The 22,315-nt window shown below is 64.8% G+C and carries 20 protein-coding genes; 13 read left to right on the top strand and 7 right to left on the bottom strand.

Going from position 1 to position 22,315, the window contains the following annotated elements; all coding sequences use genetic code 11:
• Positions 1–14 precede the first annotated feature (14 nt).
• Positions 15–1,964, bottom strand: coding sequence for a glycosyltransferase (locus IWX64_RS10630; protein WP_196867096.1), 1,950 nt, complete (start codon positions 1,962–1,964; stop codon positions 15–17).
• 160 nt (positions 1,965–2,124) lie between these two features.
• Between IWX64_RS10630 and IWX64_RS10625 the strand changes: the two genes are divergently transcribed.
• Entirely contained in the window at positions 2,125–3,057 is a 933-nt protein-coding gene (locus tag IWX64_RS10625; protein WP_196867095.1) for a DUF5996 family protein, read from the top strand.
• A 32-nt stretch (positions 3,058–3,089) separates the two neighbouring features.
• On the opposite strand, the gene IWX64_RS10620 is transcribed toward IWX64_RS10625, so the two are convergent.
• The gene (locus tag IWX64_RS10620; RefSeq protein ID WP_196867094.1) at positions 3,090–4,301 is read right to left on the bottom strand and encodes an ROK family transcriptional regulator; all 1,212 of its coding nucleotides are present in this window, start codon (positions 4,299–4,301) and stop codon (positions 3,090–3,092) included.
• Between the two features lie 116 nt (positions 4,302–4,417).
• Here IWX64_RS10620 and IWX64_RS10615 point away from each other — a divergent pair, with 116 nt between their 5' ends.
• The 12 genes from IWX64_RS10615 (at position 4,418) to IWX64_RS10560 (ending at position 16,896) form a co-directional block, all read left to right on the top strand.
• The gene (locus tag IWX64_RS10615; RefSeq protein WP_196867093.1) at positions 4,418–5,950 is read left to right on the top strand and encodes a sugar ABC transporter ATP-binding protein; all 1,533 of its coding nucleotides are present in this window, start codon (positions 4,418–4,420) and stop codon (positions 5,948–5,950) included.
• On the top strand, positions 5,947–6,954 hold the full coding sequence (locus tag IWX64_RS10610; protein WP_196867092.1) for an ABC transporter permease: 1,008 nt from the start codon (positions 5,947–5,949) through the stop codon (positions 6,952–6,954). Before IWX64_RS10615 ends, IWX64_RS10610 begins: the two co-directional genes overlap by 4 nt.
• The gene (locus tag IWX64_RS10605; RefSeq protein ID WP_196867091.1) at positions 6,951–8,057 is read left to right on the top strand and encodes an ABC transporter permease; all 1,107 of its coding nucleotides are present in this window, start codon (positions 6,951–6,953) and stop codon (positions 8,055–8,057) included. Before IWX64_RS10610 ends, IWX64_RS10605 begins: the two co-directional genes overlap by 4 nt.
• Complete coding sequence (locus tag IWX64_RS10600; protein ID WP_196867158.1) at positions 8,057–9,295, top strand: substrate-binding domain-containing protein; 1,239 nt, start codon at positions 8,057–8,059, stop codon at positions 9,293–9,295. Before IWX64_RS10605 ends, IWX64_RS10600 begins: the two co-directional genes overlap by 1 nt.
• 55 nt (positions 9,296–9,350) lie before the next feature.
• Positions 9,351–10,250: a sugar phosphate isomerase/epimerase family protein gene (locus tag IWX64_RS10595; protein ID WP_334683248.1), complete on the top strand. Its 900-nt coding sequence runs from the start codon at positions 9,351–9,353 to the stop codon at positions 10,248–10,250.
• Entirely contained in the window at positions 10,247–11,407 is a 1,161-nt protein-coding gene (locus IWX64_RS10590) for a Gfo/Idh/MocA family protein (RefSeq protein WP_196867089.1), read from the top strand. The genes IWX64_RS10595 and IWX64_RS10590 overlap by 4 nt, the downstream gene beginning before the upstream one ends.
• A 25-nt stretch (positions 11,408–11,432) precedes the next feature.
• Entirely contained in the window at positions 11,433–12,170 is a 738-nt protein-coding gene (locus IWX64_RS10585) for a sugar phosphate isomerase/epimerase family protein (RefSeq protein ID WP_196867088.1), read from the top strand.
• Positions 12,167–13,270, top strand: coding sequence for a Gfo/Idh/MocA family protein (locus IWX64_RS10580; RefSeq protein WP_196867087.1), 1,104 nt, complete (start codon positions 12,167–12,169; stop codon positions 13,268–13,270). The genes IWX64_RS10585 and IWX64_RS10580 overlap by 4 nt, the downstream gene beginning before the upstream one ends.
• Before the next feature lie 9 nt (positions 13,271–13,279).
• On the top strand, positions 13,280–14,278 hold the full coding sequence (locus IWX64_RS10575) for a sugar phosphate isomerase/epimerase family protein (protein WP_196867086.1): 999 nt from the start codon (positions 13,280–13,282) through the stop codon (positions 14,276–14,278).
• Positions 14,279–14,381: 103 nt separating this feature from the next.
• Complete coding sequence (gene nadE / locus IWX64_RS10570; protein WP_196867085.1) at positions 14,382–15,206, top strand: ammonia-dependent NAD(+) synthetase; 825 nt, start codon at positions 14,382–14,384, stop codon at positions 15,204–15,206.
• A 31-nt stretch (positions 15,207–15,237) separates the two neighbouring features.
• The gene (locus IWX64_RS10565) at positions 15,238–16,038 is read left to right on the top strand and encodes an exodeoxyribonuclease III (RefSeq protein ID WP_196867084.1); all 801 of its coding nucleotides are present in this window, start codon (positions 15,238–15,240) and stop codon (positions 16,036–16,038) included.
• A gap of 3 nt (positions 16,039–16,041) precedes the next feature.
• Positions 16,042–16,896 (top strand): hypothetical protein, encoded by an 855-nt coding sequence (locus IWX64_RS10560; RefSeq protein ID WP_196867083.1) that lies wholly within the window; start codon positions 16,042–16,044, stop codon positions 16,894–16,896.
• A 40-nt stretch (positions 16,897–16,936) separates the two neighbouring features.
• On the opposite strand, the gene IWX64_RS10555 is transcribed toward IWX64_RS10560, so the two are convergent.
• The 5 genes from IWX64_RS10555 to IWX64_RS10535 form a co-directional block, all read right to left on the bottom strand.
• A complete protein-coding gene (locus IWX64_RS10555; protein WP_196867082.1) occupies positions 16,937–17,728 on the bottom strand; it encodes an alanine--tRNA ligase-related protein in 792 nt (263 codons plus the stop codon).
• A gap of 9 nt (positions 17,729–17,737) precedes the next feature.
• Positions 17,738–18,763, bottom strand: coding sequence for a LacI family DNA-binding transcriptional regulator (locus tag IWX64_RS10550; protein WP_196867081.1), 1,026 nt, complete (start codon positions 18,761–18,763; stop codon positions 17,738–17,740).
• A gap of 6 nt (positions 18,764–18,769) precedes the next feature.
• Positions 18,770–19,732, bottom strand: coding sequence for a carbohydrate ABC transporter permease (locus tag IWX64_RS10545; RefSeq protein ID WP_196867080.1), 963 nt, complete (start codon positions 19,730–19,732; stop codon positions 18,770–18,772).
• Positions 19,729–20,694, bottom strand: a complete 966-nt coding sequence (locus tag IWX64_RS10540; protein ID WP_026551855.1) for a carbohydrate ABC transporter permease — start codon at positions 20,692–20,694, stop codon at positions 19,729–19,731. The genes IWX64_RS10545 and IWX64_RS10540 overlap by 4 nt, the downstream gene beginning before the upstream one ends.
• A 113-nt stretch (positions 20,695–20,807) precedes the next feature.
• The gene (locus tag IWX64_RS10535) at positions 20,808–22,163 is read right to left on the bottom strand and encodes an ABC transporter substrate-binding protein (protein WP_196867079.1); all 1,356 of its coding nucleotides are present in this window, start codon (positions 22,161–22,163) and stop codon (positions 20,808–20,810) included.
• Between the last annotated feature and the right edge of the window lie 152 nt (positions 22,164–22,315).

Raw genomic sequence — 22,315 nt, 5'->3', positions numbered from 1 at the left:
GATGCTGGAGTCGGTCACTGTTTCAGGACGCCAACTGGTTGCTCGTTGGGGGCGAACCCCTGATAGCGAACCGCCTTAATCAGGACGCTGAGCACAACCAGGTCGTAGACAACCCAGAACACGTTGACTGCTGTGCCGAGCGGCTCATTCAGGCCTACCCCGAGCCGCACCAGCCCGACCACCGCTGCTCCAGCCAGCAGAGCCATCGCAAGCAGCTGCGGGCGGATCAGGTGCCAGTCGCGGCTGTTGCCTTGCTTGACCTTGGGTGTGACGGCAAAATCCAAGGGGCGGCCGAACCACACGTTGCGTGCCGCTGAGGTGCATGCCTTGATCCAGATCGGGAACAAAGCAAGGCTATATTGCTGTCCCCGCCACGTCTTCGCGCCTCGTCCGGCCACGATGAACAGGAGTTGGTTGGCCACCATGAAGGGAATGAAACGGATGAAGAATTCCGTACTGAGGCTGTTGACGGGCAGGATGCCGAGCAGGAGATAGATGACCGGCGCGGCGATGTAGACCACGGCGGCGAATCCTGAGAGGTAGCTCCACATCGTCGCGAAGTACATCAACCGTTGGGTCCATTTCATTCCCCGCTTCGTAAGCGGGTTCTCCCGCAGCAGCACCTGGATCGTGCCCTGCGCCCAGCGCAGCCGCTGGGTAAGCATGGTCTTGAGATCCTCCGGGGCGAGGCCAACGGCGAGGATCTCATGGTGGTAGACACTCTTCCAGCCGAGAGAGTGCATCCGCATAGAAGTGGCCATGTCCTCCGTCACGGAAATCGTGGCCAAAGGCATCACCGGCTGGGCCTCGTCATTACGCTCCACCGAGATGGCCTCAAGCACCGCCTGCACTGATTCCAGGGCGCCCAGAGGGGACCAATGCCTCGACGACAGGTGCGCTACGGCAGCATCGACGTCGTCAGGGGTGAGAGGGACACCGCCGTCCAGGCCCATCGCCGAGATCTCAGCCAGGTCAGCCTGGAGTACCGAGAAGTCCGCCGCGACGAGCTGCTGGACGGCACCATCCACCGTGCGGCGCAGGTTGTAGGTGATCTCGCTGAACGACCTGCCGGCCTTGAGATCGGCGCTGGCTTTCCTCGTTGCAACCTCCACCTCGTCCAGCAGGCCGGCCACCATTGGAGCGGTGGAGTCCTTGGACTTGCGCGCCTTACGCACCGCCGTCCGAGCGCCCTTCAACGCGGAATGGATATTGCGCTCAACCTCGTCGACGTAGCCCACCAGGCCCAGTTGCATGAGCGCTTCACGGCGCAGCAGTGCGTTCGAACCACAGAAAAAGGCGGCATTCCAGCCGTCCTTGCCCTGCTGCAGCGGGCCGTAAAACAGGGGTGCCTGACTACCTAGCGGGTCATCCTCAGGAACGTTGACGAACCATTGGGGGGTCTGCACCAGGGACACCTTGCGGTTATTGAAGTAACCCAGCGTCCTGTCCAGGATTTCCGGCCTGGGGATCTGGTCCGCATCGAGGATCAGCATGAATTCACCCTGAGTCATCATCAGCGCATTGTTGAGATTCCCTGCCTTTGCGTGGCGGGGCCGATTCGCCCATTCGTCTCCCCGGGTGAGATACCCGATCCCGTGTTCCTCGGCCAGCAACCTGAGTTCGTCCCTCGCGCCGTCGTCGAGAATCCAGGTCTGATGTGGGTACCTGATCCGCTGGGCCGCCACGGCAGTGTCCATCACCATGTCCAACGGCTCGTTGTAGGTGGTGATGAAAACGTCGACGGTCAAGCCCTCGGGAGCGGGCGGGGGTATCCGTTCCCGGGTCCGCCAGGTGGTCAGGCCAAAGAGCATGACGTCGATCAGGCTGTAGGTCTCGGCTAAGACCAGCGGAATAGCGATCCACCAGGCAGACCAGTTCAATGACTCCAGCCAGCGCCATCCGATGTAGTTGACCCCCAGAATCACTGTCAAAACCACCAGCAATCGGATCAGGAATCGATGCACATTTCCCCATTTCTATGCTTTGGCGTCGATGCGCCGCCCTGCCGCTCAAGCCTATCCGAGTGCCCGGCAGCCTTGATGAGTCTGTCACCCACTCCCTGGGCTGAATATCCCGTCTGGATTAGGCTCAGCATCACAAGGAGAGCGGACGGAAGGTAAGCCCATGGTGCAGCGCGAGGAAACATCAACAGCATGGCCCCGGCTCCGGGTCGACGACTGGTCTGACACGCGGGACACCCTGCACATGTGGACGCAGATCATCGGCAAGATCCGTCTCGCCCACGCCCCGCTGGTCAACCACTGGTGGCAGGTCACGTTGTACGTGAGTGCCCGCGGGTTGAGGACGTCGGCAATCCCCCACCGGGACACCGTCTTCGACATCGAATTCGATTTCTGCGACCATCGGCTCCGGCTCCGCAGCGGGGATGGGCAGACCCGGGAGCTCGCCCTGGCGTCCATGCCGGTCAAGGATTTTCATTCCTGGATTATGGGGGCGCTCACCGAACTGGGCATCGAGACGGTCATCCAGTCACAACCCAACGAGGTGGACCCGGCGATCCCGTTCGCGGAAGACACCGTGCACGCCTCCTACGACTCGGTGGCCGCCCACCTGTTCTGGCGCCAGCTTGTCCAGGCGGACCGGGTGATGAATCAATTTCGGGCCCACTTCATCGGCAAGGTCAGCCCTGTCCACTTTTTCTGGGGCGCAATGGACCTGGCGTGCACCCGCTTCTCCGGTCGGGACGCGCCAGTCCACCCCGGCGGGGCCCCGAACTGCGGTGACTGGGTGATGGAGGAGGGCTATTCCAAGGAGCTCAGCAGCTGCGGATTTTGGCCTGGCGGTGGGGAGGAGGGGGCGTTCTACGCGTACGCCTATCCGGAGCCGTCCGGTTTTGCCGACCAGCCACCGGGACCGCCGGGGGCGTTCTATTCGGCCGAGAATGGGCAGTTTCTCCTGCCGTATGAAAGGGTGCGGTCCGCTGCGGACCCCGACCGGGTGCTGCTCGAATTCCTGCAGGCCACCTACGCCGCCGCCGCGACGACCGGCCGCTGGGACAGGACCCAGCTGGAAACCGACCCCGCCCGGTGGGGCTGAGCCGGTCGGGATGAGCCGTGGCGCGGCACGGGTCAGGGTGCGGCCAGGCTCGCGGTCTCGATCGACTCCGGAGACAGGACATGGGAGATGGCCATCACCGAGGCACCCCTGACCCCAGCATTCTGCCCGGCAACCGAGGGGACAATCCGCAAGTGCTCCGTGGCCAACGGCAGGGAGCGGCGATAGACCACTTCGCGGATCCCCGCCAACAGGTGTTCACCGGCCTGCGCCAGACTTCCGCCAATCACCACCACCGCGGGGTTGATCAGGTTCACGCAGGTCGCCAGCACGTCGCCGATATCACGGCCGGCCTGACGGATCACCTGGATGGCGTTCCCGTCACCTGAGCGCACCAGGTCGATCACGCCCTGGCTGTTGGTGAGGGTTCCGCCGGTCAGTGCATTAAGGGCGGCGGCAAGCGCCGGGCCGCCGGCCATTGCTTCGAGGCACCCGGTGTTCCCGCACCGGCACGGAATGTCCCCGCCGCGCGGCACGCGTACGTGGCCGAGGTCCCCCGCGGTTCCCTGGGCGCCGCGCTGCAGCATTGACCCGGAGATGATCCCGGCGCCGATGCCGGTAGCCACCTTGATGAACATCAGGTCGGAGGTGTCCGGCCAGTTGCTGCTCAGCTCCCCCAGGGCCATGATGTTGACGTCGTTGTCCACGAGTACCGGGACGTCGAAAGTTCGCTGCACCAGACCTGGCACATCGAAGCGATCCCAGCCCGGCATGATCGGCGGGTTGATGGGGCGTCCGGTCTCGTGCTCCACCGGACCGGGCAGCCCGATGCCGATGGCCGCGAGCTCGGAACTGCTCCGGTGTGCCTCCACCAACAGTTTACCGATCGTTGCGACCAGCCAGCCCAGCACCGCTTCCGGCCCATCGGAGATGTTCAGTGTCTGCCGGGCGCTGGCCAGTTCTGCGCCGGAGAGATCGGTCAGGATCACCAGGGCGTGGGTGGCGCCGATGTCGGCACCGATCACTACCCGGGCTCCGGGGTTCAGCGCGAACAACGACGGCGGCCGCCCCCCGGTGGACACGGCTCCACCATAGGGGGCCACCAGTCCGAGGGTCATCAAGGTCTCCACCCGCGAGGCGACGGTGGAACGTGCGAGCCCGGTGAGTTGCGCCAGTTCCGCCCGGGTCCGCGGTTGTCCGTCGCGCAGGAGCTGGAACACCTCGCTGGCGCCGGGCGCGGGCAACGCGGAGGTGCGGCCCTGCTTCTCGGACTCAATCTTCAACACGGTTTTAGTAAACCACGCAGAACTTGGAGCTGTCTCACAAACTACTAACTGATGATCGAAGGGATACTTTTGCGTGATGCTCGACAAAAGTATGAGTCTTATGTCACAGTGAGCGAGTGGATAAAGAAGTCTTCCCCGCGGAGTCTCGGGTCAGCACGCCGGTGGTGCTGAGTGTCTCCGGACTGTCGAAGAGTTTCTTCGGCATCGAGGTACTGAAGGACGTCTCCCTTGAGCTGCGCTCGGGTGAAGTCCACGGCCTGGTCGGCGAGAACGGTGCCGGCAAGTCGACCCTGATGAAACTGCTGGCCGGCGTACACCACCGGGACTCGGGCACCATCGAACTGTCAGGCTCCCCCGTTGATTTTTCCCATCCCACCCAGGCGCACGAGGCCGGGCTCTCAACGGTTTTCCAGGAGTTCAACCTTCTCCCCGACCGGACCGTCGCGGAGAACATCTACCTGGGCAGGGAACCCCGAAGTGGGATCCTGGTGAACCGGAAGGCGATGCTGGAACGCACCGCAGAGCTGCTGGACCAACTCGGAATCACCAGCATCCAGCCGTCCACCCCGGTGAGCAACCTCTCGGTCGCCCAGCAGCAGATTGTGGAGATCGCCAAGGCAGTCAGCTACGACGCACGGATTATCTCGATGGACGAGCCCACCGCAGCGCTCGCCGGGCCGGAGGTCGAACTGCTCTACGGCATCATCGGGCGCCTGAAGGAGCGGGGTGTGGCGATCCTCTACGTCTCGCATCGGCTCAAGGAAATCTTCGACCTCTGCGACACGATCACCGTCCTGAAAGACGGCGAAGTGGTCGGATCCCAACCGGCGTCGTCAATGGACGACGCCTCACTGGTACGCATGATGGTTGGCCGGCCAATCTCCGCCTACTTCCCGGAGGTTACCCCCGGCACCACCATCGGTGAACCGCTGCTCGAAGTGACCGGCGCCGGCAACGAACAGCTCGATTCGATCAACCTCACCCTCCGCACCGGCGAAATTGTCGGCATCGCGGGGCTTCAGGGCTCGGGACGCACCGAGCTGGTCGAAGCGATCTTCGGTGCCGCCCCTTTCACCCGGGGCAGCATGCGGCTCGCCGGCGAAGCCTACGCGGCCCGGAGCACCCGGGCCGCCATCACGCACCGCGTTGCCCTCATCACCGAAGACCGGAAATCGCAGGGGCTGAGCCTGAACCAGTCGATTCTGGACAACGCGCTCAGCGTGATCCGTTCGGTGTTCCCGGGCCGCACCAACCAGGCACGCCAGGATGCACCTGGAGTGTTCTCCTCCCTGGAAGTGATTGCCCGTGACCTTGACCAGGAGGTCCAATACCTTTCCGGGGGAAACCAGCAGAAGGTGGTTCTCGCCAAGTGGCTGGCCATCAGCCCACGGCTGGTGCTGCTCGATGAGCCGACCCGCGGCATTGATGTGGGGGCCAAGGTGGCCGTGTACAACCTCATGCGGGCGCTCGCCGCCGAGGGTAAGGCCATCCTGATGGTCTCCAGTGAGTTGCCGGAGGTGCTGGGTATGTCCGACCGGGTGCTGGTGATGCGGGACGGGCTCATCGCCGGTGAATTGTCACCGACATCCACCGAGGAAGAAGTCCTGCAGCTAGCCACCGGCGCGCGGACCGAGGAGACCCCATCATGAACCGACTCTCACGGCTGACCTCGACGCACATCGTGTACCTGGTGGTGCTGCTGACCATCATCGTCGGCACCGTCCTGGTCGGCTCGGTAGGTCGCAGCTTCTTCAGCACCGGCAACATCTCCGACATCCTCACCGGAACCAGCGTCCTGGGGTTCATTGCCATCGGGCAGACCCTGGTCATCCTGGTCGGCAGCCTCGACCTGTCAGTCCCGTACGTGATCAGCCTGTCCAGCCTCATCGCCGCAGGCATCATGGCCAACCAGGGCGCGAACGTGCTCCCCGGGGTGCTCGCTGCCCTGGCTATCTCAGCGCTCATCGGGCTGGCCAACGGTCTTGTGGTTTCCGGCCTAAAGGTGCACGGTTTCATCGCCACCCTCGGGATGGGGTTGATCATCAGCGGCTACCTCGCCACCAATTACCAGGGCAGCTCCGGCCAGGCACCGCTGTCCTTCCGGCTGATCGGGGCCACCGGGCTCGGACCCGTCCCGATTTCCACCCTGATCATGCTCGCCACCGCGGGCCTGGTCCTGCTGATGCTGAACCGCACCCGGGTGGGCCACCATATCTACGCGGTCGGCGGGGACCTCGGCGTCGCCAGGATGTCAGGGATCCGCACCCGCACCCCCATCATCACCGCACACGTCCTGTGCTCGGTCATGGCAGGCCTGGCGGGCCTGCTGCTGGCCGCACGGCTCGGTGTCGGGAGCCCCACCATCGGCTCCCAGGGTGGGTACGACCTGCTCTCCATCGCCGCCGTCGTTCTTGGCGGGACGCTCCTTGCCGGCGGCAAGGGGTCCCTGGTGGGGACGCTCGGCGGGGTGCTGATCTTCGCCATGCTGGACAACATCATGAGCGTCATGCAGATCAATCCCTTCCTCAAGGACGTGGTCCGGGGGCTGGTGATCGTGATCGCCGTCGCCGTCTACGCCCGCCGCACGGTCATCACCCGCCCACCGCGTTTCGAGAAATCCGCCACCACCGCAGCACGCGAGGTGTCGGCATGAGCGTCAGCGAAAACGCCCAGGGAACCCGGAACGAGGTCCTCGCCCGGAACCGCTCTTCGGCCGGGGACCGGCTGCTCCGAGCCCTACGGACCCCCAGCGGGGGCGTGTTCATCCTCCTTATCGCGTTGCTGATCGCGGTGATTGCGGCCAACCCGTCGTTCGGTGAACCCGGTTCCCTGATCCGATTCATCGGCCGGACAGCGCCGATTGCGATCGCGGCCATCGGACAGTACCTCGTGATCGTTTCCGGAGAATTCGATCTGTCGATGGGATCGGTGGTCACGGCGCAGGTCTTCATCGCCGGCAACCTGATTGGCGACGACGACGCCCGGGTCATCCCGGTACTGGTGCTGATGTTCGTGTTCGGCGCCTTTATTGGCCTGATCAATGGGCTGGTGACGACCCTGCTGAAGGTACCGAGCTTCATCGTCACCCTCGGCATGATGCTCGCGTTGCTCGGCATGGTGCTGTACTCAACCGGAGGCGCCGCAACCGGCAACCCGGCGGACAGCTTCCGGCAGATCGGGCGGGGCGGCATCCGCGATGTCCCGATACTGGAGATCATCCCCTACCCGGTCATTATCTTCATTGTCACCGCCGCAGCAGCGCTGTGGTTGATGCGCCGCCCGTATGGTCGCACCCTGATCGCCGTCGGCGACAATTCGCGCGCTGCAGCACTGACCGGCGCCCGCGTCTGGTGGGTCAAGACCCGCGCGTTCATGTTGTCGTCGCTGTCGGCGACGGTCGCTGGCATCATCCTGGTGGGCTACGCCGGGGTTCATCCGTCCGTGGGGCGCGGCTACGAGTTCACCGCCATCACCGCCGTCGTCCTCGGCGGGGTGGTGCTGGGCGGCGGCCGCGGCTGGGTGCTTTCGGCAGCGGCAGGGGCCTTCGCCCTCGAAACCCTGTTCACGCTGCTCAACTTCCTGGGCGTCCAGTCGACCTGGCGGGACACCGTCCAGGGCATCATCATCATCGTCGCGGTCGCCGCGGCGGCACAGACCTGGCAACGCACACGCCGGGGCACCAGCTCCCGCACCCACGAACCGACACACCCCATCGCTCCACCGCCCACCGTGGGCACCAATGAGAGAGGAATATGATGCAACGAAGCATCCTGACAAAGGTCACGGTGGTGGCAGCAACCTCGCTGCTCGCCCTGACCGCGCGCACTACCGATTCATCCATTGAGGACCCGCCTACGGAAGACACCGCGGCGTCCGCCGCGGCAACCGAACCCGCTGCCGAGGAGACCAGCAGCGACGAGTGGTTTGTGCAGGAGGTGTACGACGACCAGTTCGAGCAGCGCTCCGCCACCTTCGAGGGTGACCCGGAGCAGCCCTGGTTGCAGTACATCGACGGGGAGATGACCGACACCGCCGAGTACGCGGCGGACGGCGCGCAGAAGGCGTGCTTCGCCAACGCCTCGATCTCCAACCCGTGGCGGCAGACCGGCTGGATCACCATGAACGAACAGTTGAAGGCACTGCAGGACTCGGGGGTCATCTCCGAAATGGAGACCCGGGACGCGCAGGACGACGACAACACCCAGATCGCCGACATCGACTATTTCATCGCTGAAGGCAACTGCGACGCGTTCATCATCTCCCCCAACTCGACGGCAGCCATGACCCCAGCAGTTGAGCGGGCCTGCGAGACCGGAAAACCGGTGGTGGTGTTTGACCGCGGCGTCGAAACCGACTGCGCCGTCACCTTCATCCACCCCATCGGTGGCTTCGCCTGGGGAATCGACACCGCCGAGTTCCTGAGCGAACGGCTCGAGGAAGGCGACAAGGTGGTTGCCCTGCGCATCCTGCCCGGTGTTGACGTCCTGGAGCAGCGCTGGGCCGCTGCCGAGCGGATCTTCGAGGAGAACGGCATCGAGGCAGTGGACTACTTCACCGGAGCAGACCCCACCGAGATCAAGGACCTCCTGGCGGATGAACTGGCGACCGGTGACGTCCAGGGCATCTGGATGGACGCCGGCGACGGCGCTGTCGCGGCGATCGAGGCCTTCGAGGATGCCGGCGCGGATCTCCCGGTCATGACCGGTGAGGACGAGATGAGCTTCCTGCGCAAGTGGGAGGAAACAGGCATCGACGCGCTCGCGCCGGTCTACTCCAACTTCCAGTGGCGGACCCCGCTGCTGGCGCTGGAGAAGATCTTCGCCGGCGAGGAAGTCCCGGCCGAATGGATCCTCCCTCAGACACCGATCACCGAGGACGCACGGGGCGAGTTCCTGACCGCCAACGAGGGCATGCCCGATGGCCACTACGCCAAGTTCGGCGGCGAGGACATGGAGGGCTACCCCGAGGTCTGGCAGGAACGCCAGATTCCGTAACCGGCCGCACCCGCGGCACAACAGTCAACCCACCATAGCGAGAGGAGGCAGGGCCTTGGAGAGCTCATTCCAGCGACCCATCGGCGTGAACACCTGGGTGTGGGTTTCCCCCCTCACCGACGCCATCCTGCCTCCCTTGCTGGGGTCCATTGCCGACATGGGGTTCGACGCCGTTGAACTGCCGCTCGAGAACATCGGCGACTTCACCGCGGATGTTGTCACCGAGTCCCTGCACGGGATGCGCCCGTACCTGGTGGGTGCGATGGCGCCCGGCCGTGACCTGATCCTCGCCGACCGCCCGGTCATTCTGCGGACCCAGCGGTACCTCAGCGCCTGCATCCAGCTGGCGCACGACATCGGCGCACCGTCTGTGTGTGGACCGTTCTATTCCTCCACCGGCCGGGTCTGGCGGATGGACGACGACGAACGTGCGGCGGCGTACCGGCAGTTACGCCACAACCTCGCCCCGCTCGTCGACGAGGCAGCCGGCGCCGGCGTCGTCCTCGGAATCGAGCCACTGAACCGGTACGAGACGCCGCTCATCAACACGGTCGCCCAGGGACTGGATGCGCTGGACCCGCTCCTGGGCCCGCACCTTGGCCTGGCACTGGACACTTACCACTTGAACATCGAGGAGCGTTCCTCGGCGGATGCCATCCGGGCTGCGGGAAAGCACCTCGTGCATCTGCAGGTCTGCGGCAATGACCGCGGCGCCCCGGGTGGCGACCAGACCGATTGGACAGCCATCCTTGCCGCCCTCGACACCGTCGGGTACGAGGGTCCGCTGAACATTGAGAGCTTCACCGCCCATAACGCCAGCATTGCCACCGCTGCCTCCATCTGGCGGCCCCTCGCCGAGTCCCAGGACCGGCTCGCCCAAGACGGCCTCGCGTTCCTGCGCTCGATCACCCCGCCCAGGACCGGCACGCCCCTGTTTCAAGGAGACCACCTATGACCACCCCCTCCCCGGCAGCAGCTGACGTGCCCGGCACGCTCGGAGTGGCCGTGCTCGGTTACTCCTTCATGGGGAAGGCTCATTCCAACGCCTGGCGCAACGTGAACGCCTTCTATCCGACGCCCCGGGTGGCACAGCAAGTTCTGGTGGGACGCGACGCCGGGAAGGTCGCGGATGCGGCAACCCGGTTCGGTTGGGCCGAGAGCTCAACCGATTGGCGTGAGGTGCTGGAGCGCGACGACATCCACATCGTTGACATCTGCACCCCTGGTCATCTGCACGCCGACCTCGCCATCGCTGCCCTGCAGGCCGGCAAACACGTCCTGGTGGAGAAGCCACTGGCCAATTCGGTGGCCGAAGCCGAGCAGATGGTGGCCGCTGCGATCGCCGCGCGGGCCCAGGGCGTCCATTCGATGGTCGGGTTCAACTACCGCCGTCTCCCCGCGCTAGCCCTGGCGCGGTCCCTGATTTCTGGCGGGCGGGTGGGGGACGTCCGCCAGATTCGCGTGAGCTACCTGCAGGACTGGCTGGCCGATGAGCGTGCGGCGATGAGCTGGCGGCTACGCAAGGCGTCGGCGGGCTCGGGCGCCGTCGGCGATCTGGCCTCCCACGCCGTCGACCAGGTGGGCTTCCTGCTTGGCGACCCGGTGGTCACCGTATCCGGGACGGTCAACACCTTCGTCACTGAGCGCCCGGGCCCGGACGGCCTGGAACCGGTGACCGTCGACGACGCCGCCTGGGCCACCCTGCGACTCGCCTCAGGCGCCGTCGCAAGCCTTGAAGTCTCCCGCTTCGCGACCGGGCGCAAGAACTCTCTGCAGATCGAGGTTTACGGTTCCCGTGGGGGCCTGCGCTTCGACCTTGAGCACCTCAACGAACTGCAGTACTACGACAGCGGTGTGCCACCCGAGCTGCAGGGTTACAGCAAAATACTGGTCACCGAACCGTCGCACCCGTACCTTGGGTCATGGTGGCCCGCTGGCCACACCCTCGGCTGGGATCACACGTTCACCAGCCAGGCGGCCGACTTCCTTGCCGCGATCGACTCGGGGACACCGCCGTCGCCGTCGTTCGAGGACGGGCTGGCCACCCAGCGGGTGCTGGCCGCGCTGGAGGAAAGTGCCTCCCAGGCCGGCACCGCCGTCCCACCCGCTTGAGTTGCCCACCGCACGAAGGAGATCCATGGAATTGTCAGTCCAGCTGTACACGGTCCGCGACGCTCTCGTTGCCGACCTCGAGAACACCATCGACCGGATAGCTGCGATGGGCTTCACCAACGTGGAGCCCTACAATTTTGCGGCCGACCCCGACCGGCTGGCTGCGGCACTTCGACGCAACGGCCTGGCAGCCCCGTCCGGACACGCACCACTGCTCTCCGCGAACCAGGATGACATTTACGCGGCCGCCCAATCACTCGGGATGCGCACCGTGATCGACCCGTTCGTGGATCCGGCCCGCTGGGCATCGGTCGAGGACATCGCAGCCACCGCCGCGCAGCTTAACGATGCTGCCACGGTGGCGGCCGGGTACGGCCTCCGGGTTGGATACCACAACCACTGGTTCGAGGTGGAGACGGATTTCGATGGCCGCACCGGCCTTGAAGTGCTGGCAGAGCACCTGGACCCTGCAGTGGTCCTGGAAGTGGACACCTACTGGGTGGCGGTCGGCGGGCAGGATCCTGCTGCCCTGCTGGAGCGTCTGGGCGAGAGGGTCCAGCTCATCCACCTCAAGGATGGCGCCGTCGACAGGGACCCCACCTCGCAGGTCGCTGTCGGCGCGGGCCGGATGAACATCGAGGGCGTCCTGCAGGCGGCCTCAATGGTGGAGACAGTCGTCGTCGAACTCGACGACAGCGCCGGGGACCTCTTCGCGGCGGTCGAGGACAGCCGCCGGTTCCTGCTCGCCCGGGCCGACGCATGAGTGGTCCGGTCGGCGTCGCCGTGATCGGCGCCGGGGTGATCAGCAAGGAGTACCTGACCAACCTGACCGCGTTCCCCGATCTCACTGTGCACGTCGTGGCCGACCTTTCCGAGGACGCGGCCCGCACCCGGGCGGCCGAGTTCGGAATCGACACGTCCGGAGGGGTGGAAGCTGCCCTGACCCACCCCGATGTGGAGATCGTGGTGATCCTGACCACCCCCTCCGCGCACGTGCCGGTGGCCCTCGCCGCGGTGGCAGCCGGGAAGCATGTCTGGTCCGAGAAACCCTTCTCGCTCGACCGGAGTTCCGGCGCAGGACTGCTAGCCGCAGCGGAAGCGGCCGGGGTGCGCCTGGGGTGCGCCCCCGACACCTTCCTCGGTGCTGGGCTGCAGACCGGGCTGCGCTGCATCCAGCGCGGGGACATTGGGACCCCGCTCACGGCTCTGACACTCATGCAGTCCCCCGGACCGGAGTCCTGGCACCCCAACCCCGCCTTCCTGTTCCAGGATGGTGCTGGTCCCCTGTTCGATATCGGGCCGTACTACCTCACCACCCTGGTCCAGGTTTTCGGATCGATCCGGCGGGTGGCCGCGGCCGGCTCGCGGGCCCGCGACACCCGGGTGGTCGGATCTGGACCGATTGCCGGTAAGGAGTTCCAGGTGTCAGTTCCCACCCATGTCAGCGCCCTCACCCAGTTCGACGGCGGCCAGTCGTCGCAGAGCATCTTCAGCTTCGACTCGCCCCTGCCCCGCACCGGTTTCGTCGAAATCACCGGCACCGAGGCGACGATCGCGTTTCCCGACCCGAACGAGTTCCACGGCGATGTCCGGATCTACCGGCACGGCGCGGCGGACTGGGAGACCATCCCCGCCGTCGGGTCGGTGTTCAGCCGGGGCTCCGGTGTACTCGACATGGCACGCGCCATCCGGGCGGGCCACCCGCACCGGGCGCAGGGCTCGACGGCGTTCCACATCCTGGATGCGATGGTGGCGACCGCCGAGTCCATCGAGACGGGCGAGTTTGTCCCGGTGACCAGTTCCGCTGCGGCACTCGATCCCCTTCCCGAGGACTGGGACCCAGCCCAGCTCACCCTGACCTAGGAGCACCCCATGCCACGCAATTACACTCTGTTCACCGGCCAGTGGGCCGACCTTCCCTTCGAGGAGGTGGCGCGTCTGGCTGGCGAGTGGGGCTACGACGGCCTCGAGATCGCCGTCTCCGGTGACCACCTGGATGCGTGGCGCTGGGACGACGACGAGTACATCGCCGGGCGGCTCGACATCCTTGAGCGCAACGGGCTGAAGGTGTGGGCCATCTCCAACCATCTCAAGGGACAGGCCGTCTGCGATGACCCGATCGACTTCCGGCATGAGGCCATCGTGGGGCCCCGGGTCTGGGGTGATGGGGATCCCGACGGCGTACGGACCCGCGCCGCCGAGGAGATGAAGTTGACTGCACGGCTGGCACAAAAGCTCGGGGTGCAAACGGTTGTGGGATTCACCGGGTCCTCGATCTGGCAGTACGTGGCCATGTTCCCCCCGGTATCCCAGAACGTTATCGACGCCGGCTACCAGGACTTCGCTGACCGCTGGAACCCCATCCTCGACGTGTTCGATGAGTGCGGCGTCCGGTTCGCCCACGAGGTGCACCCGTCAGAGATTGCCTACGACTACTGGTCCACCCAGCGTGCCCTCGAGGCCATCGGTCACCGTCCCGCGTTCGGCCTCAACTGGGATCCCAGCCATTTCATGTGGCAACAGATCGACCCGGTGGCATTCATCTCCGACTTCGCCGACCGGATCTACCACGTCGACTGCAAGGATACGAAGATGCGGATGGGTGGCGGGCGGAACGGCATCCTCTCCTCCCATCTGCCGTGGGGCGATCCCCGCCGCGGCTGGGACTTCGTGTCCACCGGCCGCGGTGATGTGCCCTGGGAGGACAGTTTCAGGGCGCTCACCAGCATTGGTTACGACGGTCCCCTCTCGGTCGAGTGGGAGGACGCCGGGATGGACCGGTTGCAGGGCGCCCCGGAGGCGCTGGCCTTCCTGAAGGGGTTCAATTTCGCCCCGTCCGGGACCTCCTTCGACGCGGCCTTCAAACAGTAATCCGCGCCTCCCCGCCGGCAACCCGGGGCGGGCGGCCGTGAACGGCGGGGCCGGTGTGATTTGCCGTAACACGCCCGTTACGCCCCCGTAGTAGCCTGTCCCCATGCGCAAAAACCAAGCCAGGATCATTGAGGAAATGGGTGTGCAGCCCACCATTGACCCCGCCGCGGAGATCAGGGCCAGGGTCACCTTCCTGAAGGACTACCTCCGGGCCACCGGCACCAACGGGTTTGTCCTCGGGATCAGCGGCGGAGTGGATTCGTCCCTCGCTGGCCGGCTCGCCCAGTTGGCTGTGACCGAGCTGGCCGATGAGGGAATCGAGGCAGACTTCATCGCCGTCCGGCTTCCCTACCGCGAGCAGCACGACGAGGATGATGCCCAGGCCGCCCTCGAGTTCATCCAGCCGAAGAGCCAGCGCACCTTCAACGTCGCCGCGGCCGTCGACGGGTTCGAGGCCGAGTATGCCACCGCGACAGGCGAGGACATTTCCGACTTCACCAAGGGAAACATCAAGGCCCGGGCGCGGATGGTCACCCAGTACGCCCTCGCCGGGCAGCACAACCTGCTGGTGATCGGCACTGATCACGGCGCCGAATCGGTCACCGGGTTCTTCACCAAGTATGGAGACGGCGGCGCGGACATCCTCCCCCTGTTCGGCCTGAACAAACGCCAGAACCGGGAGCTCCTGAAGGAACTCGGCGCGCCCGAGCAGATCTACGCGAAGGTGCCGACGGCCGATTTGCTCGACCTCCAGCCCGGCCGCACCGACGAGCACGAACTCGGGATCACCTACGATCAGATCGACGATTATCTTCAGGGCCGGGAGATCGACGAGGCGGCCGCGCTGGCCATCGAACGCCGTCACACCATCACCCGCCACAAGCGCACCGTGCCGGTCACCATCCTCGACACCTGGTGGCGGGGCTGACGCTTTCCAGGTCCTTGGTAACGTGTTCCCTGTGAAGATAGCCACCTGGAACGTCAATTCCCTCCGAGCCCGCGCCGACCGCGTCGAGGCCTGGCTCGCCCGCTCCGACGTCGATGTGCTGGCGATTCAGGAAACCAAGTGCAAGGACGAGAACTTCCCCTGGGAGCTCTTCGAAGCGAACGGCTACGAAGTGGCTCATTTCGGCCTGAGCCAGTGGAACGGTGTCGCCATCGCGTCACGGGTGGGACTCGCCGACGTCGAACGCACCTTTGAGGACCAGCCGGCCTTCGGGAAGGACGCGGAACCGGTCCAGGAGGCACGCGCGATCGGCGCCACCTGCGGCGGCGTCCGGGTGTGGAGCCTGTACGTGCCCAACGGCCGGTCCCTCGACGACCCGCATATGCGGTACAAGATCGATTGGCTGGACACGTTGCGGGCCAAGGCGCTCGGCTGGATCGAGGCTGACCCGTCGGCGCAGATCGCCCTCACCGGCGACTGGAACATTGCCCCTCAGGATGAGGACGTCTGGGACATCGACCTGTTTCAGCGGGAAGGCTACACCCATGTCAGCCCCGAGGAGCGTGCGGCATTCCACGCCTTCGAAAGTTCGGGCTTCACCGACGTCGCCCGGCCCCACACCCCTGGACCCGGCGTGTACACGTACTGGGACTACAAGCAACTGAGCTTCCCCAAGAAGAAGGGCATGCGTATCGACTTTGTGCTGGCCTCGCCTGCGCTGGCGGAACGCGTGAGAGGCGCATCGATTGACCGCGAGGAACGCAAGGGCAAGGGCGCATCCGACCATGCCCCGGTCATCGTGGAGCTCGGGTAGCTGGTGGCGGCCACCGGTCCGGCCGCCACGGGCCACACCTTCCCCTACGTGTCCTACCTCAGGGTCTATGAGCCGCTTGAGGCTTTCAGTGATGCCCAACAGCTGGTCATGCTCGAACAGCGCTCCCGGGAGCGCAAGGTCACCGAGGGGATTGAGCGCACCCATTCGCTGCACCGGATCCTCCGGCAGGTGTCCGACCCCTTCCCCCATCACGGAGCGGACCTGGTCCGGGTGCTGCACTTCCCGGGCGCCAGCGGCACCACAACCCAGTACTACTGCCCCAACCAGCTAGCGGTACGCACGTCCCTGGCCGCCGAATCCCTGGGCCAGACCATCCGCGGTCCGCTGGTGGACGTGCTCCTTCCCGAAGCCGCAACCGACGCCCACCAGGCACGGCTCGACCCCGAAACCGTCGCGGAGACCACCGCCAAGCTGCACACCCGCTCGGCCACCTGGGGGATCCCGTTTTCGTGGTTCGTCCTGATCCATGAGGATGACCTCACCGAGGTGATCGAGGACGGCGGGGAGGTACGCACCGTCCGCGTCGCTGCGCCAGTGCACGAGTGCATCGAGCGGGCCAAACACGCGATGGCCTCGCTGGCTATTGCCGCGCCGGAGCTCGACCTGATCGATGACCTGACCGACATCATCGAGTGGCTGCAACTCTTCCGCCTGGACGCCGTGGTGGAACTGGACTACGGCCCGGTCGCTGACCTGGTGTTTCCCGATGAATCACCCATGGATGTCCGCCTGGGCATCGAGTGTCTCTCCGAGGGGGACATGACCGGTGCCGCTGCCTCATATCGGCGGTTGGCGTCCCGCTGGATCCCGATCCGGCAGCTGGCGCGGGCCAACTAGGCACTGCGCAACGACGTCTGCCCGGCTGACGCGCCCTGTCCTAGTTGATGCCCTCCACCGCGTAGGACACCTTGGTGATGCCCTTCTTGGACCGGATCTTGGTGATGGTCAGGGTCCCGATGTCGCGGACGTCCACCACATGGGTGCCGCCGCAGGGGACACCGAAATCTGCGGTGTACAGGACGATCCGGGCCGGCTTGTTAGTCGGAATGTTGTCCGGGACGTTCCGGCAGTACCCGCCCATCTGGGAAACCGGCATGAACCGGATCTCGTTGGTGCTGCCCGCGTCGATCACACCCCGGGCGGCCTCCTGGACCTGCGCGACGACGGCGTCGACCTCCTCCGGGGCGAGGCTGGCGGTGTACTCGACGAAGGACATATGCGGATAGTGGGCGCCCTTGCCGGGAACCCATGGGAGTCCCAGGCGCTCCACGGCCAGATCCACCACATGTCCGGCCGAGTGCAGCCTGGTGTTCACTGCCCGCCGGTCGGCCTCGACCTCCAGCGACACCTCGCTGCCCGCAGTGATCGCGCCGGTCCCGATGTGGTGCACCACGCCGTCGGGATCCAGCCGCACCTCTTCCACGGTGAACCCGTCAGTGGCTCCTGCGGCGGAGAGGGTGCGGATCACGCCGGTGTCCCAGTCCTGGCCGCCGCCGCGCGGGTAGAAGCAGGTGCGGTCCAGGACGACCACGGTGCGGCCGTCGCCGTCTTCGTTGGCTGAATCGGTATTCGCTGAGTCAGCGTTCACCGGCTCGTCGGTCACTGACAGGACGCGGGCGGTAAGGGTCAACACGTCAAAGTCGTTGAGGTACATCAGTTCGGTAGCCATCTGCCGAGTCTAGCGACCTCTGACACGCCCCCCGGGTGGTGCCGTGGAGTTCCTGATGATCAGTTCGTGCGGCCGGGGGGTAGGCACGGCCAGCGGCGGCGCACCCTCCAGTTCGGCGAGAAGAAGATCGGTCGCGTAGGCACCCTGCTCCTCCGGTCGCTGACGAATGGTTGTCAGGTTCATCGGCTCCGCGAACTCGTGGTCGTCGATACCCACCACCGAGAGCTGCTCCGGGATGCTGATGCCCAGCTCGGCGGCCGCGGTGATGACCCCGAACGCCATTTCATCCGACGAGCAGAAGACGGCCGTCGGCCGATCGGTGGGATCCTGCAGGAGGGTCATGGCGGCCTCTTTGCCCTGCTTGAACCGGAAATCACCGAACAGTGACCATTCCGGCCGCACCAGCAGACCGTGGGCTGCCATTGCGCCGAGATACGCCTCCTCCCGGATCCGTGGCACCTCGAACTCGATGCCGTAGGACCCCCCGCCCCGCAGGTGGGCGATATTGGTGTGTCCCAGCGAGATGAGGTGTTCGACGGCGTCGCGGGCGGCAGCGTCGTCGTCGATCCCCACGTGGCGCACGCCCCTGACCGATCCGCCGACCACGATGGTTGGCGACTCCATCGCGTGCAACGACTGGAGCTCATCATCGGTGAGCTCCATGCACATCACCAGCAGCGCGTCGATGCGCTTGCGGAGTATCGACCGGTGGAACACCCGCTCCCGGTTCACGCCGGTCCCGCCGAGGCTGAACACCACCAGGTCATAACCGGCGGCACGCAACTGGCGGTCCACCCCCTCCAGCACGGCAGAGAAGTACCAGCGTTCGATCAGCGGCAACAGCACCCCCATCGCCATGGTCCGGCCGGAGGCCAGCCCAGAAGCCGACGACGACGGTACGTAGCCGAGCTCCTCCGCCGCGGCGAGGACCCTTGTCCGGGTGTCGGCCGATACCCCTGGCAGCCCCCGGAGTGCGCGGGAGACGGTGGCGGTGGAAACCCCGATTGACCTGGCGACATGGTCAATGCTGGTCATGGCGGATCACCCCTTCAGACCACCCGCCAGCAGCCCGCGGACGAAGTACCGCTGCAGGCCGAAGAACACCAGCAGTGGAACGATCATCGAAACGAACGCGCCGGCGGTTAGTCGGTGCCATTCGCCCCCGCGGGTCCCGGTGAGTTCCGCCAGCCGCTGGGTGATGGGGGCGACGTCGCCCGTACCTCCAGAAAAGACCAGTGCCACCAACAGGTCGTTCCAGACCCACAGGAATTGGAAGATGCCGTAGGAGGCGAGCGCAGGAACCGATAGTGGGATGATGATCCGCCAGAAGATGGTGGCGTGCCCGGCCCCATCCACCCGGGCTGCCTCGATTACCTCTCCGGGGATCTCGGCAATGAAGTTGTGGAGCAGAAAGATCGCCAAGGGGAGCGCGAAGATGGTGTGCGCGATCCATAGCTGGGCGTAGGAACCCGACGGGAGTAGCTGGAAGTCACCGATCTGCAGGTTGACGAACAATTTCAGCAGCGGGATCAACGCCATCTGGAGGGGGATGATCTGCAGCGCGAAGATGAACACGAACATCGTGTCCTTACCCCGGAACTTCCCCCACGCGAACATATAGGCAGCCATGGCCGCAATGACGAGGGGTATGAGTGTGGCCGGAATGACGATCGCCAGTGAGTTAACGAAGTACTGACCCAAATTCGGGGATTGGCTACCTCCCGACACCAGCACGTCCGCGTAGTTGTCGAGGGTGAACTCGAAATCACTCAGTACATTCCACCAGCCGTTGCGCTGAATATTCTCTTCTGGCCTGAAGGAAGAGATCAGGAGCCCCAGGGTGGGAATGGTCCACACGATGGCGATAATGATCGCCGCAATGGTGGCCCCGCGAGATGTCAGGCGCTGCTTCACCCGGCGGGTGATGGGCGGTTGGGCCACGGCCGGGGAGTCGGCAGGTCCGGGAGAAGCGGGGATCGGCGGGATGGTCGGCGTCGAGCTCATCGGATCTGCCTTTGCTGCTTGAGGACTCGTGCGTTGTAAATGACCACGGGGAGCACCATCAGAAACAGAATGAGGGCCAGCGCGGCGCCGCGGCCCGGTTCGTTGGCTCTGAACGCCTGGGTATACATTTCGTTGGCGATCACTGAGGTATCGTAGTTGCCTGCAGTCATGGTGCGCACGATGTCGAAGACCTTCAGCGTGATAATGGTGATGGTGGTCACCACCACCACCAGGGCTCCGCGGATGGAGGGAATGGTGATGTCACGGAACTGCTGCCACGCTGACGCGCCATCGAGCCGGGCCGCTTCGACGATCTCCATCGGAATACCCTTGATGGCTGCCGAGAGAATCACCATCGCGAAGCCCACCTGGATCCAGACCATCACAGCGATCAGGAAGAAGGTGTTGCCGGGGGCATCAAGAAGGAACTGCTGGGGTTCGCCCCCGAACCACACCAGAATCTGGTTGAGTAGCCCAATCTGGTCCTGCTCCGGCCCCTTGTAGGCGTACATGAACCGCCAGATAACGCCGGCACCGACCATTGAGATGGCCATCGGCATGAAGACCAGAGCCTTCAGGGTGCGTTCGCCCTTAGCTTTGTCGATGAATACGGCGTACACCAGACCTATGCCGGATGACAGCAGGGGAACCAGGATCACCCACAGCACCGTATTGCGCAGGGTGATGAGGGCAGTCGATTCGGTAAACATCCAGATGAAGTTATCGATCCCATTGATGTTCCCGTCACGGTCGGTGAACGCCAGCAGGGTGGTCTGGACTGCGGGCCAGATCATCCCGACAACCAGAAGGATCGCTGCTGGCGCGAGGAAGCCAATGACAGTTGCCTTGTCCCGGAAGGACTTCGGCGCCCGGTCGACCAGCAGCATGATCAATCCAATAATGGCGGCGAAAATGGCAAGAGCCACCACCACCTGCAGGAACTTATTTCCAAGATCCTCCATAACGCAGCCTCCTTGGTGCGAAAAGGGTCGGTGCGAAACTACACCGTGTGAAGAGTGTCAGGACAAACCCGGCGTCCCGCCTGATGGACGGGACGCCGGGTTTGGGTTGGAGACTACTGAGGCCAGGTGCCTTCGATGGTGTCGAGGACTTCCTCTGTCTCGGTACCGTTGATCCACTCCACAATGCCGCTCCAGAAGGAGTTAGCGCCGACCGCACCCGGCATCAGATCCGATGCGTCGAACCGAAAGACCGTATCTTCGCTCTGAAGCAGTTCGATTGACTGCCGGTCCAAATCAGAGGTTGCCACCGATGGGTCAAGCGCAAGGTTGGCGCTGATTCCGCTGCCCTGGGACACTCGTGCATTGGCGAACTCTCCACTGGCCATGAAGGTCTGGAACGCAACAACCTCGGGGCGGTCGGCATAGGCGCCGATGATCTCGCCGCCGCCGGTAACTGCGCTGCTCCCTGCCTCTACGCCTGGCGTCATGAACGCCCAAACGTCGCCGTCCTCAGCAACTGTTGTTCCTTCCGGCCAGTTGGCGGCCTGGAACGATGCCTGGTGGTGCATTGCACACGTACCGTCGAGAACCGGCTGGCCGGCATCAGCGAACGGTGTCGAAAGGATCGAGCGCACGTCCCCAATACCACCATTGACGAACTCCTCGCTCTTCAGGATCTCGCCCACGGAATCGAACGCTTCGGCTATCTGCGGATCGTTAAAGGGGATCTCATGATTCACCCACTGGTCGTAGACCTCCGGACCAGCCTGGCGGAGGACGTAGTCCTCAACCCAGTCGGTGCCCGGCCAGCCTGTCGCCTCACCCGACTCGAAGCCTGCACACCACGGCTTCATTGTGCCGTCAGCTGCGATGTCTTCGGTTAGGGTCATCATCTCGTCGAGTGTTTCAGGAATTTCCCATCCCATCTCTGTGAAGACTGCCGGGTCGTACCAGACATAGCCCTTGATGTTCGCGAGCATGGGAGCGCCGTAGAAGACGTCGTCGACTGTGCCGTAGCCCTTCCAGTCCTCGGACCAGTTCTCGTCCACGAGGGCTTCCACCTCGGACGGGGCAGGTAGGACATTGCCGCCCGCTACTTCGGCAGCGAGCAAGCCCGGCTGCGGGAAGATCGCAATGTCCGGCGGGTTGCCTGCCTGCGAGCGGACTCCGATCTGGGTTTCGAATTCCTTCGATCCCTCGTAGACCACCTCCACCCCGGTGCACTCTGAGAAGTCCGCCCAGGAGTTCTCTAACAGTTCAGCCTCGGTGTCCACAATGGTTGCGTAGACACTCACCTCGGTGTCCTCGAAGGTGCCGTAAGTGTCGTAAGCCGCGCAGTCAGCAGCTGGCTCGTTGCCGCCACCCTCGCTGTCGTCGGCTGCCCCGCCGCCGCAGGCCGATAGGGCCAGTGTCAGTACGCTCAGTGCCGCGATCGGCAGCAGCGCTTTCTTGGTGCGAATTGTCGCCATGAAAAAGACTCCTTTGTCTGGCGGTGGCAGCGAATAAAGAGCGCCCCGCCTCAGCGTTTGATAGAATGAATGTAAGCGCTTACGTACTTTGCGACAATACGTCTGCCAGAAGTCACACTGTTTGATACCAAATCGTGACTCGCGCCCTTCCC

This window comes from Arthrobacter sp. CAN_A212, assembly GCF_015752345.1.
GTDB lineage: Bacteria > Actinomycetota > Actinomycetes > Actinomycetales > Micrococcaceae > Arthrobacter_D.
Note: the sequence above shows the minus strand (reverse complement) of the source record. Positions and strands in the feature narration are given on the sequence as shown.